The sequence below is a fragment of the Cribrihabitans pelagius genome (assembly GCF_048820915.1).
In the GTDB taxonomy this organism is placed as follows: Bacteria; Pseudomonadota; Alphaproteobacteria; order Rhodobacterales; family Rhodobacteraceae; genus Cribrihabitans_A; species Cribrihabitans_A pelagius.
Genome location: NZ_JBMERR010000012.1, coordinates 115,042 through 128,971 on the forward strand (window position 1 = coordinate 115,042; position 13,930 = coordinate 128,971).

General features: G+C 67.8%; 10 protein-coding genes and 1 pseudogene. 8 read left to right on the top strand and 3 right to left on the bottom strand.

The window, feature by feature from the left end:
- The first annotated feature begins 7 nt into the window (after positions 1–7).
- Both ACOHX0_RS12425 and ACOHX0_RS12430 read left to right on the top strand, forming a co-directional pair.
- Positions 8–661, top strand: a complete 654-nt coding sequence (locus ACOHX0_RS12425; protein ID WP_420677158.1) for an acyl-CoA carboxylase biotin carboxyl carrier protein subunit — start codon at positions 8–10, stop codon at positions 659–661.
- Complete coding sequence (locus ACOHX0_RS12430; protein WP_420677120.1) at positions 621–2,249, top strand: sulfatase-like hydrolase/transferase; 1,629 nt, start codon at positions 621–623, stop codon at positions 2,247–2,249. The genes ACOHX0_RS12425 and ACOHX0_RS12430 overlap by 41 nt, the downstream gene beginning before the upstream one ends.
- Before the next feature lie 140 nt (positions 2,250–2,389).
- On the opposite strand, the gene ACOHX0_RS12435 is transcribed toward ACOHX0_RS12430, so the two are convergent.
- Positions 2,390–4,339, bottom strand: a complete 1,950-nt coding sequence (locus ACOHX0_RS12435; RefSeq protein ID WP_420677122.1) for a Hint domain-containing protein — start codon at positions 4,337–4,339, stop codon at positions 2,390–2,392.
- 338 nt (positions 4,340–4,677) lie between these two features.
- Between ACOHX0_RS12435 and ACOHX0_RS12440 the strand changes: the two genes are divergently transcribed.
- Complete coding sequence (locus ACOHX0_RS12440; RefSeq protein ID WP_420677123.1) at positions 4,678–6,768, top strand: 3-hydroxyacyl-CoA dehydrogenase NAD-binding domain-containing protein; 2,091 nt, start codon at positions 4,678–4,680, stop codon at positions 6,766–6,768.
- A gap of 189 nt (positions 6,769–6,957) precedes the next feature.
- Here ACOHX0_RS12440 and rpe read toward each other — a convergent pair whose 3' ends face one another.
- Entirely contained in the window at positions 6,958–7,647 is a 690-nt protein-coding gene (gene rpe, locus ACOHX0_RS12445) for a ribulose-phosphate 3-epimerase (protein WP_420677125.1), read from the bottom strand.
- Positions 7,648–7,857: 210 nt separating this feature from the next.
- Between rpe and phnC the strand changes: the two genes are divergently transcribed.
- From phnC to ACOHX0_RS12470, 5 genes are all read left to right on the top strand, one after another.
- Positions 7,858–8,709, top strand: a complete 852-nt coding sequence (gene phnC / locus ACOHX0_RS12450; protein ID WP_420677126.1) for a phosphonate ABC transporter ATP-binding protein — start codon at positions 7,858–7,860, stop codon at positions 8,707–8,709.
- A 59-nt stretch (positions 8,710–8,768) separates the two neighbouring features.
- Positions 8,769–9,671 (top strand): phosphonate ABC transporter substrate-binding protein, encoded by a 903-nt coding sequence (phnD, locus tag ACOHX0_RS12455; RefSeq protein WP_420677127.1) that lies wholly within the window; start codon positions 8,769–8,771, stop codon positions 9,669–9,671.
- A 123-nt stretch (positions 9,672–9,794) separates the two neighbouring features.
- A complete protein-coding gene (gene phnE, locus ACOHX0_RS12460; RefSeq protein ID WP_420677128.1) occupies positions 9,795–10,664 on the top strand; it encodes a phosphonate ABC transporter, permease protein PhnE in 870 nt (289 codons plus the stop codon).
- A gap of 2 nt (positions 10,665–10,666) precedes the next feature.
- Positions 10,667–12,058, top strand: a complete 1,392-nt coding sequence (phnE, locus tag ACOHX0_RS12465; RefSeq protein ID WP_420677159.1) for a phosphonate ABC transporter, permease protein PhnE — start codon at positions 10,667–10,669, stop codon at positions 12,056–12,058.
- A gap of 188 nt (positions 12,059–12,246) precedes the next feature.
- Positions 12,247–12,861, top strand: coding sequence for an LbetaH domain-containing protein (locus ACOHX0_RS12470; protein ID WP_420677130.1), 615 nt, complete (start codon positions 12,247–12,249; stop codon positions 12,859–12,861).
- 231 nt (positions 12,862–13,092) lie between these two features.
- Here ACOHX0_RS12470 and ACOHX0_RS12475 read toward each other — a convergent pair.
- A pseudogene (locus ACOHX0_RS12475) lies at positions 13,093–13,855 on the bottom strand (P-loop NTPase); the annotation flags it as partial.
- Positions 13,856–13,930 lie beyond the last annotated feature (75 nt).

The following is a 13,930-nucleotide window of genomic DNA, read 5'->3' on the forward strand; positions in this document are numbered from 1 at the left end:
CGCCGGAATGCGTGTGGACGGGCAGCGCGCAAACCCGCGTGCGGCACCGCTGGAGGATGGCATCCAGTATGCAGCAGCCTTCGGGCGGTTCTTCCGGGTGGCGCAACTGACAGCCGGGGCAGAGGCCCGCGCCGCGGGCGGTGCCAGCGGCCAGGCAGGCTGCCATGTCACCGCCCCGGTGCACGGCAGCCTGCTGGAGGTCTGTGCCGGGGTCGGCGGCAGTGTGGAGCCGGGCAGCCGCCTGGCAGGGCTGGAAGCGATGATGATGCAGCACGAGATTCCTGCCGGTGTGGCGGACAAGGTGGTCTCGCTCCCCGTCGGGTCCGCCTGCGAGGTGCGCGCAGGTGCGCTGCTCGGGGAGATCGCGCCCTCCGGCCGAGGGCGGCATGGCTGGCCCCCGCCCTTGCCGCAGGGGCTGCGGCGGCTGCGTGTAACGCTTGGTGTCCGCCCTCTCCGGAGGGCGCCATTTGACTGGCAGACAGGCTGGCAGGCGGGCGGTCAGGCTGGCTGGCTAGGAGCGGGGCGCTGGGCGGGCCGGGGGCGGCATTCGTCCTCGCCATTCTGCTTCACCTGTTCAATAGTCGCAGGGTCAATACAGGCAGCGCGGCGGGGAGGCCCAGATGAATATTCTCTACATCATGTTCGATCAGCTGCGCTTTGATTACCTGAGCTGCGCGGGCCATCCCTACTTGCGGACGCCGCATATCGACGCGCTGGCCGCCAGGGGCGTGCGGTTCTCGCGCGCCTACGTGCAATCGCCCACCTGCGGTTCCTCGCGGATGTCGAGCTATACCGGGCGCTACCCGTCCAGCCACGGGGTGCAGTTCAACGGCTATCCGCTGCGGGTGGGCGAATGGACCATGGGCGACCATCTGCGCAAGGCGGGCATGGGCTGCCACCTGATCGGCAAGACCCATATGGCGGCGGATGCAGAGGGCATGGCGCGGCTGGGGCTCGCTCCCGACAGCCTGATCGGCGTGCGCCAGGCGGAATGCGGCTTTGACCCTTTCGTGCGCGACGACGGTCTTTGGGCGGAGGGGCCTGACGGCTTCTATGACCCGGGGCGCAGCCCGTACAACGAGTACCTCAAGGCAAAGGGCTACCCGGGCGAAAACCCCTGGGCCGATTTCGCCAATGCGGGGGCGGTGGACGGGGACATCGCCTCGGGCTGGTTCATGGTCAATGCGGACAAGCCCGCCAATATTGCCGAGGAGGACAGCGAGACCCCCTGGCTCACGACGCAGGCGATGGACTTCATCAGCCAGTCCGAAAGCCCCTGGTGCGCGCATCTGAGCTACATCAAGCCGCATTGGCCCTATATCGTACCGGCGCCTTACCACGATATGTACGGGCCGGAGCACGTCTTGCCCGCGCAGCGCAGCGAGCGCGAGCGCCAAGGTCCGCATCCGGTCTTTGCCGGCATGATGGACAATCCGATCGGCCGCGCCTTCAGCCGGGAGGAAGTGCGGCAGAAGGTGATCCCCGCTTACATGGGGCTGATCAAACAGGCCGACGACCAGATGGGCCGGCTGTTTGCCTGGCTGGAGGAGACCGGCCGCATGCAGGACACGATGATCGTGCTGACCTCTGATCACGGCGACTACCTGGGCGATCACTGGCTGGGGGAGAAGAACCTGTTCCACGAGGTCTCGGTCAAGGTGCCGCTGATCGTCTATGACCCGCGGCCCGAGGCCGATGTCACCCGCGGCACGGTCTGCGACGCGCTGGTGGAGGCGATCGACCTCCTGCCCACATTCTTGGAAGCGGCGGGCGGGGAACCTGCATCGCATATCCTGGAGGGGCGCTCGCTGATGCCGCTGATCCGGGGCGAGCGGCCGGAATGGCGGGAGTTTGCGGTCTCGGAGTTCGACTATTCGACCATGCCGCTATGCGCGATGCTGGGGCTCGCTCCGAAGGACGCGCGGCTGTTCATGGTGGCGGACAAGCGCTGGAAGTTCATGCATGCGGAGGGCGGGCTGCGGCCGATGCTGTTCGACCTGGAAAAAGATCCGGGCGAGCTGGAGGATCTGGGCGCCAGTGCCGCGCACCGCGGCGTGATCGCGCTGATGTACGAACGGCTCCGGGCCTGGGGGCTGCGAATGTCGCAGCGGATCACCCTGCCGGATGCGGAGATCATCGCCCGGCGCGGCGCCTCGGACCGCAAGGGCATCCTGCTGGGCGTCTACAAGCCCGAAGAGCTGGACCCGGAGCTGACCGCGAAATACCGCGGGCCGGTGCCGCGGAGGTGAGCCCTGGCGGCCGGGGCGCGGCCGCGCAAGTGTCGTGGCGGGGCGCGGCGTGGAGAGAACGGCAAACGGCTTGAATGGACCCGGCCGCCGCGTGGGCCGTTCCGGGGCAGGCTACCAGGCGCTGTGGCGGCCCGGGCGTCTCAGACTGGCCGGGAGGTTTGCGGCGTTCCGTCCCGCAGCGGGCGCAGCGCGCGGATATGGGCGGGCAGTTCCTTGCGGCGGGCATAGGGCAGGGCAGGCACGCCGTAGGCTGCGCTGGCCTGCTGCCGGCCGAGCTCCGGCAGCGCGGCGGCAAGCTGGAGAAGCGCGGCAGGCGACAGGCAGGACAGGGCGCGGGGGCCGGGGTAGAAGCTCTCCGTCGCCAGGCCCTCGGAGCAGAGCAGGCTGTGCTGCGGCAGCAGGAGGTGCACGTAGGTGACCGATCTGGCGCCCCTGAGTACCCGCGCCGCGCCGCCCTTCAGGCGCGCCAGCTGGATGGCGCGCGCCAGCAGTTGCCGACCGCCGGCGGTGCGGACCGCAATGCCGTGCTGCGGCGATACCGTGAGGCTGCGGCCGGTGCCTGTCCAGCGGGCGGAGAGGAGCACGGGGCGCAGGTTCGGGTGTGCGGCGAGTTCCTCTGGCCCCAACGTGCGGCTGCCGGCCCAGACCACCGGCTGCACGCCCCGGTCCAGCGTGCAGACCGGGTCGCCCGGCTGCAAACCGCCGGCTTCCCGCAGCCCGTTTGGCGTGCGGATCAGCGTCTGCGCGGTGAAGCAGGGAATGCCCGAGGCGATCATCTGCTGGGTGGTCATCTGCCCGGGGGTGATGCCGTAGAAAGTGATGGTTTCGCCCTCGGGGAAGGTCAGCACCGCGTTGCCGTGGCCGTCGCCGCTGACGCTGACGTCCCAGACTGAAACCGGCTGTCCGGTGGCGTCCCGCAGGCCGGTCACGTCGAGCTGGTCGTTGGAGAATCCGTCGGTGTCGTCGTCGCCGATATCGAAATCCAGGACCACCGTGTGCCCGGCGCTCTGCTCGAAGATCAGGAGGTCGTCGCCGTCGCCGGTGTGGATCTCGTCATTGCCAGAGCCGCCGGTGAGCGTGTCGCTGCCGGTGCCGCCCTGCAGCGTGTCATCACCCGCACCGCCGGACAGGGCATCGTCGCCGCTGTCGCCGTAGAGGACGTCATCGCCGCCGCCGCCGCGGAGCGTGTCATTGCCGCCGCTGCCCTTGAGGGTGTCATGGCCCGCGCCGCCCTGGACCAGATCGTCGCCATCGCCGGCATAAACGAGGTCATCCCCGGCGCCGGCATCTATGGTGTCATGGGCGACGGCGCCGCCATCCGGCTCGCCTACGCTGTTGCCGCCGTAGATGGTGTCATTTTCCGAGGTGCCGGTGATTATGCCGTCATCCTGGCCGTCGGACATGTCGTGCAGGGTGTTGAGCTCGGATGGCGCCCGGGCGTCGCTGTAGATCTCGAAATGCCCGATCGAGCCTTCGAAGAACTGCCGCAAGTTGTCGGCGGTGTTGTCGCCGCTGGACCCTTGGCTGGCTCCCAGCGTCCAGGGTTCGTTGTTTTGTGACAGGGCGAGGGAATCGCCATTTGTCACCGCATCGCTGTTGGTGCCGACGGCAACGCCGTCCACATAGAGGATCATGCCGCCAGTGGGGCTGAACTCGTAAACGAGGTCGGCTGCCTGGCCCTCGGTGATCAGACCCCCAGCGGTGTGGATGTAATAATCCTGAGTGGCGGACTGGTGGCGCACCAATAGCGAGCCGTCCCCGTCAACCATGATGGTCAGATGTCCACCGCCATCGTAGCCGCTGGAGTCGCGGGAGACCAGCGTTTGAAGGCGTCCGTCGTTGATATTCGTGCTGCGGTGGCCGTCGAAACTGCCATTCGCCGCGGTAAACGTGGTGCGGATGGTGCCTTCGGTCAGCGCATATTGCGGCGCGTCCGCGATCTCAACATAATCATTCACGCCATCGAAGGTCGCGGCGCCGGCATTGTCCTGAACGGCTCCATTGTGGAAAACGGCGTCATTGGCGTTGCCGGATGTATCCTTGCCGTTTCCGTCGCCGGTCCAAAAGGCCCAAAGCCCGATGAGAGACATGCCGCTTGCCCTTATACTAAGTGTGGCAACCATAGAGAATCGATATTTAAAATGTCTGAATCCCGTGGGGCAGGCCGGCGGCGGCGCCTCGCGAGCATCTTCAGGAAAGTGAAAAGGTGACGTGGCGGAAGGAATGCCGGGCGTCGGCGTCCCTTGGCGCGCAGCTGAGGAGCAGCAGGAAAGTTTCGCAAGTTCCATGTGGCCTGAAAGTTTGTTACATGCGAGGCGAGCCGGCCGGCGTTGCGGCCCGCTGGGCTTGGCGCGGGGGTGCTGCTGTGGCCCTATCGGATGAGCCCCAGAGCCGCCTGGCGGCGGGCGGGGAGGAGAGAGGAAGAAAGATGACCGAAGCCATTGCATATGAACGGGTGGGCGAGATCGCCGTCCTGAAGGCGCAGAACCCGCCGGTGAACGCGCTAAGCGCGGATGTGCGCCGCGGCCTTCTGGCCGGGATCGAGCGCGCCGAGCAGGAGGGCGCCCGGGCGGTGCTGATTTACGGCGAGGGGCGGACCTATTTCGCGGGCGCCGACATCCGCGAGTTTGGCAAGCCGCCGCAGGAGCCTTCGCTGCCGGACCTGTGCAGCCGGATCGAGGCCTCGCCGCTGATCGTGGTCTCCGCCCTGCACGGCACGGCGCTGGGCGGCGGGCTGGAGGTGGCACTGTCCTCGCAATACCGGATCGCGGTGCCCTCGGCCAAGATGGGGCTGCCGGAGGTGAACCTTGGGATCCTGCCCGGCGCAGGCGGCACCCAGCGGCTGCCGCGGGTGGCCGGAACGGAAGCGGCGCTGGAGATGATCACCACGGGGCGCCATATCCCGGCCGCGGAGGCGCTGGAGAAGGGCGTGATCGACCGGATCGAGGATGGCGATCCGCGCGAGATCGGCTTGGCCTACGCGCAGGAGCTGCTGAAGAAGGGCGCGCCGCGCCGGGCGGTGGGCGAGATGCCGGCGCCGGAAGCGGGGGATTTCGATGCGGTCTACGCGGCGACACTGAAGAAGGGCCGCGGCCAGCTCTCGCCCGCGGTGGCGGTGCGCGCGGTGCAGGCGGCTGCCGAGGCGGATAGCTTCGAGGCGGGTCTCAAGCACGAGCGGGAACTGTTCATGGAGCTGATGGCCTCGGACCAGCGGCAGGGGCTCATCCATGCGTTCTTTGCCGAGCGCGCGGTGAGCAAGCTGCCGGAGCTGGAGGGGGTTGACCCGCGGGAGGTGGCCTCGATGGGGGTGATCGGCGGCGGCACCATGGGGGCGGGCATCGCCACCGCGGCGCTGCTGGCGGATCTGCCGGTGGTGCTGATTGAGATGACCGCAGCGGCGGTGGAGGCCGCGCGGAGCCGGATCGAGGGCAACCTGAAGGGCGCCCTGAAGCGGGGCAAGATCAGCGAGGCACAGTACACCCAGCTCACCGGCGAGGCGCTGACCGTGGCGACGGACTACGCCGCGCTTTCGGACGTCGACCTGGTGGTGGAAGCGGTGTTCGAGGACATGGGCGTGAAGCGCGAGGTCTTCGGCAAGCTGGATGCCCATTGCAAGCAGGGCGCGGTGCTGGCGAGCAATACCTCCTACCTGGATGTGGACGAGATCGCTGCGGCAACCTCGCGGCCGCAGGATGTGATCGGACTGCACTTCTTCTCGCCCGCGCATGTGATGAAGCTCCTGGAGGTCGTGATGGCGGAGAAGACCGCGCCAGAGGTGCTGGCGACTGGTTTTGCGCTGGGCAAGCGGCTGAAGAAAGTGGCGGTGCGCTCCGGCATCTGCGACGGCTTCATCGGCAACCGGATCATGAACGCCTACCGCAAGGCGGCTGAATACGCGGTGCTGGACGGCGCCTCGCCCTTTCAGGTGGACAAGGTCGTGACCGGATTCGGCTTCCCGATGGGGCCGTTTGCGATGGGCGATCTGGCCGGGCTCGACATCAACTGGGCCGCCCGCAAGCGCCGCGCGCCCACCCGTGATCCGCGCGAGCGGGTGGCGCGCTTTTACGAAATGCTCTGCGAGGGCGGCGATTTCGGCCAGAAGACCGGAAAGGGCTTCTACATTTACGAGGAGGGCAGACGCGGCGGCGTGCCGAACCCTAAGGTGGCTGAGCTGATCGCGCAGGATCAGGCGGAGCAGGGAGTCGCGCCGCGTGACTTCAGCGATGACGAGGTGCTGCGCCGCTACATGTGCGCGATGGTGAACGAGGCCGCCAAGGTGGTGGGCGAGGGCATCGCGCGGCGGCCGCTGGACGTGGATATGGTGATGGTCTTTGGCTACGGCTTCCCGCGCTTCTGGGGCGGGCCGCTGAAATGGGCAGACCTGCAGGGGCTGGAAGCGGTGCTTGCGGATATCCGTCGCTATGCTGAGGAGGATGACTTCTTCTGGCAGACCGCGCCGCTGCTGGAGCGGCTGGTGGCGGAGGGCAAGAGCTTCGACGACCTGAACAAGGGCAGCTGAGCCGCGGGCAGGGGGCGCCCTTCCGGCCCGTCGAAGGCCCTCAGGGCGCGGCCCGGCTTTGCCGGGCTGGAGGCGCCGCCGCAGGCCGTATCACGAAAAAGCGCCGCGCGGAACGCGCGGCGCCTGGCCCAACAAGCGCGGCGCATCTTTGATGCGCCTGGCGATTGGCGGGAGTGCTTCCCTCGCGCTTTACGCCCAGGTGCCTTGGGTGGCGGCACGGATCTTGCGGATGTTTTCGCCGTAGACCTCCGGGGTGTCGACCGAGCCGCCCTTGAACACGGCGGAGCCTGCGACCAGCACGTCGGCGCCCGCTTCGGCCACCAAGGGCGCGGTGGTGGGGTCGACACCGCCGTCGATCTCAATATGCACCGGGCGGTCGCCGATTATGCTGCGCAGGCTGCGGATCTTGGCGGTCATGTCGATGAACTTCTGCCCGCCGAAGCCCGGGTTCACCGTCATCACGCAGATGAGGTCGGTGAGGTCAAGGAGATGCGCCACCGCTTCGGCCGGGGTGCCGGGGTTGAGTGCAACGCCCGCCTTCATACCTGCGCCGCGGATCGCCTGCAGGGTGCGGTGGATGTGCGGGCCTGCCTCCACATGGGCGGTCAGCACGTCGGCGCCGGCATCGGCGTAGGCTTCGATATAGGGGTCGACCGGCGCGATCATCAGGTGGACGTCCATCACTGTCTTCACATGCGGGCGGAAGGCCTTCACCGCTTGCGGGCCGAAGGTGAGGTTGGGCACGAAATGGCCGTCCATCACGTCGACATGCACCCAGTCGGCGCCCTGCGCCTCGATGGCCCGGATTTCCTGGCCGAAGTTGGCGAAATCGGCGGAGAGGATCGAGGGGGCGATCTTGATGTTGCGGTCAAAACCCATTGGGCAGTTTCCTTCTGCATCGGGAGAACGGGGAGTCGGGGCGCATATAGCCGCTTGCGTTGAGGTTTGACAGGGGGCAGTTCGCCTGCGCAGCCAGTGGACGCGGCTTCAGGTTGCATTCGCGCGCGTCACAAAACCTTCACGGCAGCGACACATGGGTGTTGAGCGCTCCTCGTAGCCAGAACCCGAACGAAGAAGGGGGCCGGGACCGTGCTGCGTATCGAGAAATTGAGCAAGACCTTCAGCGGTAAGATCGCGGTGGACAATGCCACGCTGGATATCGGCAAGCCCTGCATGATCGGCGTCATCGGCCGCTCCGGCGCGGGCAAGTCGACGCTTTTGCGGATGATCAACCGGCTGGAGACCGCGAGCAGCGGCCGCATCCTGTTTGAGGGCCGCGAGGTCACCCAGCTGAAGAGCCGCGCCAAGCGGGCCTGGCAGGCGCAATGCGCGATGATCTTCCAGCAGTTCAACCTGGTGCCGCGGATGGACGTGGTCTCCAACGTGCTTCATGGCACGCTGAACCGCCGCCCGGTGCTGGCGGCGCTGTTCAACCTCTATCCCGCGGCCGACATCCACCGCGCCATCGATATCCTGGAGCGGCTGGGCATCGCCGAACATGCCGCCAAGCGCGCCGAGGCGCTTTCGGGCGGGCAGCAGCAGCGGGTGGCAATCGCCCGCGCGCTGATGCAGGACCCGGCGATCATCCTGGCGGATGAGCCGATTGCCTCGCTCGACCCGATGAACGCCCAGACCGTGATGCAGAGCCTGCGCCGCATTCACGAGGAGGACGGCCGCACGGTGATCGCCAACCTGCACACGCTGGACACCGCGCGGCGCTACTGCGACCGGGTGGTGGGCATGCGCGACGGGCGCATCGTGTTTGACGGGCTGCCCGGGCAGCTGACCGCGGGCGTCGCCCGCGAGATCTACGGTGCGGACGAAGCCTTCAGCGAGGCCGCCACCTCGACCGCGATCGAAACCCTAGAGCCGGGCGGCCCCGTCCCCGGCCTGAACCCCGCCATCCCCCTCGCGCGCCGCCGCGCTGCCGTAACCGCCTGACGGATTTTCAGAGTTCCGGGGCAGCCACGCTCCGGGAAAGACAAACCGGAGTAAAAGAGATGAAGACTTTGATTGCTGCCGCCCTTTCCACCACTGTCCTGGCCTCCGCGGCCTCGGCCGAAGGGATTACCGGGTTCCGCATCGGCATTCTTGGCGGCGAGAACGCTCAGGATCGTCTGAACAACAACGAGTGCCTGCGCGAATACACCGAGGAAGCCCTGGGCGTGGAAACCAAGCTGTTCGCGCCGGCCGACTATAACGGCGTGATCCAGGGCCTGCTGGGCGGCACCATCGACATGGCCTGGCTCGGCGCCTCGGCCTATGCCAAGACCTACCTGAGCGACCCGGAGGCGGTGGAGCCGGTGCTGGTCAAGGTGAACACCGATGGCGGCTACGGCTATTACTCGGTCGGCTTTGCCCGCAAGGACAGCGGCATCACCTCGCTGGACGGCATGAAGGGCAAGACCTTCGGCTTTGGCGATCCGAACTCAACCTCGGGCTACCTGATCCCTTCGATCGAGATCCCGCAGGCGACCGGCGCCAGCATGCAGTCCGGCGACTACTTCGCAGACGTGAAGTTCACCGGCGGCCACGAGCAGACCATCGTTTCGGTTGCCAATGGCGACGTCGACGGCGGCGTGACCTGGGCCGACGGCCTCGGCGAGTGGGAAGACGGCTACCAGTCGGGCGCGCTGCGCCGCGCGGTGGATGCGGGCCTGGTCGATATGAACGACGTGGTCGAGATCTGGAAATCCAAGCCGATCCCGGAAGGCCCCGTGGTGCTGCGCAAGGCGCTGCCTGCAGATGTGAAAGCGAAGATGACCGAGCTGATGGACGGGCTGAGCGAGACCGACCGCGACTGTTTCTACGGCGTGGCCGCGGGCGAGGCCAAGAGCTTCGATCCGATCGATCACGCCGCCTATGAGGGGATCATCGAAGCGCGGAAATTGAAGTCCGAGTAATTTCAGCACCTCTCGCGGGGGAAGGCCTGGTCTGCCCCCGCAATTTCGAGACGGCCTCTCCGCCCCCGCGTGGCGGGGCGGGGGCGGCGGCGGCGCACCGGAACGATTGACGGGACCTATCTCATGGCAGACCTCACCGCGGCGGCGCCGTCAGGCGCGGAGATCCGCACGCAGTACATGGCGCTCAAGCGGCGCAAGCGGCTGTATGGCGGCGTTCTTCTCGCGCTATTCATCGCGCTGATGGCGGCGGGATTCCGCACCGCGGATGCCCGTAACGCGGGCTCCTTCGCGGATGGCATCACGCATGTTTTCGACTATCCGGCCGAAGTGCTGGCCGAGGCCTCGGAAAAGGCTGCCGAATTGCCCGGCCATCTGGTGCGGTTTTTCCCGGCGCTGGCGGAGACGCTGAACATCGCCGCCGCCTCCACCCTCACGGGCGCGGTTGCGGGCACGCTGGTGGCGCTTTTGTCGGGCCGCGGGCTGGCACCCTGGCCGCGGATGGTTCCGCTGTTCCGGCGGCTGATGGACATTGCCCGCGCGGTGCCGGAGATCGTTTTTGCGCTGGTGCTGATCTTCGTGCTCGGGGGCGGGCCGGTGGCGGCGATGACCGCCATTGCCATCCACACCGCCGGGGCACTGGGCAAACTGTTTTCCGAGGTGAACGAGAACGCCTGCCTGCAGCCGGTGGAAGGGCTCGCCTCCACCGGCGCGGCCTGGACGCAGCGGATGATGCTGGGGGTGATGCCGCAGGTGGCGCCGAACTACGTGAGCTACGCGCTTTTGCGCTTCGAGATCAACATCCGCGCCTCCGCCATCCTCGGCTTCGTCGGCGCGGGCGGCATCGGCTATGAGCTGAAGAACGCGATGTCCTGGGGGCAGGGGCGCTATGACGAGGCGGCGGCGATCTTCATCCTCCTGTTCCTCACCATTGTTGCCGCCGACCAGCTGTCCGGCCTGCTGCGCACCCGGCTGGGGCAGGGAGAGGCGCGATGACCATGATCGGGACCAACATGATCGACGCCAACTTGGGCAGCGGTGATCTGCGGCGGCAGATGGCGCGGCTGTTCCTGAAGAAGCGGCTGGTGAGCGCGGCACTGCCCGCGGCGGTGCTGGGCTACCTTGCCTATATCTTTTTTGCCTTCGGCGTGCCTGGGCTCCTGGCGCGGGCGGATATGGAGAACGCCCGCACCCTCATCAGCGACAGCTACAGCTACAAGACCCACGTGACGCGCGACAACCGCACCGGCGAGGTCACGGCGGCAGTGGAGGGCGAGCGCAAGGGGGCTTATCCCGCGGGCCAAGGGCCGGAGTGGGTCAGTTTCGGCGAGACCACGGTGATCGGCCTTGAAGGCGGCCATGTGGTGCGCTTCACGCCGGATGCGGTGGAGTACGATACTCCGGGCTACGGGACGGTCATTGCGCGGCCCAGCCGCAGCGCCGGGGTGCAGGCGGAGCTGCCGCCGGGCGCGGTGCCGGAGTGGATCAGCCAGTCGCGCAACCGCCTGATGGTGCGCACCGATGCGGGCCGCCTGACCGTGACCCGCAACCGGGCCGAGGTGTTCCGCTATTTCACCGGCTGGGAACTGTTCTTCTTCACGCTGGACAGCTCCTATCACGGGCTGGGCGCGGGCGAACTGCTGGCGCGCGCCTCGGCGGGCGAGGCGGGGGCGATCCTGAATGATTTCTGGACCAACAAGATGTGGCGGCATCAGGATGTCGCCTGGGCAATTGCCGAGACGCTGCTGATGGCCTTCCTCGGCACCATCGGCGCCGGGATGGTGGCGCTGCCGCTTGCCTTCCTTGGCGCCCGCAACTTCATGCCGCTGCGCGCCTTGCGCTTTGCCGCGCGGCGGCTGTTCGATCTGGTGCGCGGGGTGGACTCGCTGATCTGGACAGTGGTTCTGGCGCGCGCCTTCGGCCCCGGCCCGCTGACCGGCGCGCTGGCGATCCTGGTGACGGACACCGGGACCTTCGGCAAGATCTTCTCGGAGGCGCTGGAGAACAGCGACAGCAAGCAGATTGAAGGCGTGCAGTCGACCGGCGCCGGCGCGGTGCTGCGCGGCCGCTTCGGGGTGCTGCCCCAGGTGACGCCGGTGCTGTTGAGCCAGCTGCTCTACTTCCTGGAGTCGAACACCCGCTCCGCCACCATCATCGGCGCCATCACCGGCGGCGGTATCGGCCTGTTGCTGACCCAGGCGATCAGCACCCGCAAGGACTGGGAAGAGGTCGCCTATTACATCGTGCTGATCGTGCTGATGGTGATGGTGATGGACTGGCTGTCGGGCTGTCTGCGGCGGCGGCTGATCAAGGGCGAAACCAGGCGGCGCGCGCGCAAGGCGGGCAAGAGAGGTGAAGCCGCCCGATCCGCGCCTTTCCCGCTGCCCTGAGCTGCTCTGCGGGGATCATGGGGCCGTGCCCGATTGTCTTCCAGCGCGGATCAAGGCCGAAGGCCGCTGCGCATCGCCGGCGAGCGCCCGCGCGGCGGCGATGCGCGGCTTCCCGTCCTGGGCTTCGGCAGCCTTCTTCAAGTTGGATCAACAAATCTGCAAATACCACCACTCGAAAAGAACACGGCATGGCCCGCTTGACAGCAGAGGCGCCCTTCCTGCACCCCGATTGCCAGATCACCGTTAGCAGCTTCGGCGCTTTCGTGGAGATTGGCGCGGGCAGCCGGATCACGGGTACCGTCTTTGGCGGCTGCAGCTGCTGCGACCGGACCTGCGACATCGCCAATGCGGAGATCGGCACACTTGCCAGTATCGCCAGCTTCACCCCTACCGGCGCCACCGGTCATCCGATGGAGAAGGCCTCGCTGCACCATTTCCACTACCGCGCGGCGAAGTATAGGGACGATGCGGAGAACGGCGCCGGGTGCATGGCCTGCCGCGCCGGGCGCCGGGCCTATGCCGGCCATGTCACTTGGTTCGGGCATGCCGCGATTTTGAAGCCGGAGATGACCATCGGCCACGGCGCGGTGGTGGCGTCGGGAGCCATCGTGACCAAGGACGCGGCGCGCTATACCATCGCCGGCCGCAATACCGCCAAGGTGATCCGGCGCCGCTTCACCGAGGCGGTGGCGGAGCGGATGATGGAGCTGGCCTGGTGGGACTGGAGCCACGACCCCCTGCGCCGGGTGCTGCCGGACTTCCGGCAATTGCGGGCCGGGGGATGCTTGGAAAAATACGCCTGACCGGCGGGCGGGTGGCTCCCGCCTGTTCCCGAGCATTCGAGGAAAGCACGTCTCAGTTGGGCGGGGCGCCGCTGCGCGGCGCGAAGAAGGTCTGCCGGGAAGCGCTTGACGGGCAAGTCTGCCCTTCAAGCGCGCCGTCCATTGTGTGGTCTGCCAGCCCCGCCTCAAGGGTGAACGGTGCTGCGCACCGCCGCCGCTGCGCGGCCCTTGGCCCGGGACTGGCAGGGGGCAGGCCGCGCCTTCGGTGACCAGCTTCGCGGCAATTTCGGGGAACGCCCTGGTCTGGGCGCTTTCGGGCTGGGCGGCCACGATGGGTATGCCTTTGCCGCCCGCCAGGTGCCGGTCCAGATGCAGCGGCACCCCCTGCGTCTGCGCCTCCTGCGCCGCGCCGCCGTGGTCGAAGACGGTGCTCCTCGTGGCGGCAGTTGAATCAGATGTGGGCCGACATGCCCTTTACCATGCCCCGCACCGGCACGTGCATCTTGCGGAACATGTCGATGCCCTTGCGGGCGTCGATCAGCGCCACCTCCTGCGGGGTGGAGGCCACGATGGCGCGGTGCACTTTCGCCATCTGCGCCTGCGTCATCTGCCCGTCGCCGTTGCCGGGCGGCAGGCCGGCAATCAGCACGTCGGGATTGCCCCATCGCACCTGCACCAGCATCTGCTGCAGCGCCCCCCTCAGCCTCGGCCCGCGCCCGATCACCTGCTGGTTCTCGCCGGTCATCAGCCCCATGGACATCAGCGTGACGCCGTGGTTGCGCAGGCGCAGGATGGTCTTGCCGCCGGGACTGGCCGGACGGCCGGAGACGCCAAGCCTGCGCGGCTGCGGAGGGAGGTAGACATCGGCGTCCAGCGGACTTGCCTTGCGGCCCTGCAGCACCAGCGCGCAGGCCAGGTTGGCCGAGACGGTGGACTTGCCGGCGCCGCCTTTTCCCGAGGCAGGGGCCACCAGGCGCGCGGCGCCGGGGATTTTCTGCCGGCCGTGCCGCGCCGCGAGGCGCGGCACGGCCCCACGGGAGGAGGGCCCGCAGGGGCCGGACGACGGGCGGGAGCGCGCCCGCCCTTTCGT

Coding starts and splice junctions, on each gene's coding strand:
- ACOHX0_RS12435 (WP_420677122.1), bottom strand. CDS start 4,339: ATGTCTCTCATCGGGCTTTGGGCCTTTTGGACCGGCGACGGAAACGGC.
- phnE (WP_420677159.1), top strand. CDS start 10,667: ATGATCGGGACCAACATGATCGACGCCAACTTGGGCAGCGGTGATCTG.
- ACOHX0_RS12430 (WP_420677120.1), top strand. CDS start 621: ATGAATATTCTCTACATCATGTTCGATCAGCTGCGCTTTGATTACCTG.
- phnE (WP_420677128.1), top strand. CDS start 9,795: ATGGCAGACCTCACCGCGGCGGCGCCGTCAGGCGCGGAGATCCGCACG.
- rpe (WP_420677125.1), bottom strand. CDS start 7,647: ATGGGTTTTGACCGCAACATCAAGATCGCCCCCTCGATCCTCTCCGCC.
- phnD (WP_420677127.1), top strand. CDS start 8,769: ATGAAGACTTTGATTGCTGCCGCCCTTTCCACCACTGTCCTGGCCTCC.
- ACOHX0_RS12470 (WP_420677130.1), top strand. CDS start 12,247: ATGGCCCGCTTGACAGCAGAGGCGCCCTTCCTGCACCCCGATTGCCAG.
- ACOHX0_RS12440 (WP_420677123.1), top strand. CDS start 4,678: ATGACCGAAGCCATTGCATATGAACGGGTGGGCGAGATCGCCGTCCTG.
- ACOHX0_RS12425 (WP_420677158.1), top strand. CDS start 8: ATGCGTGTGGACGGGCAGCGCGCAAACCCGCGTGCGGCACCGCTGGAG.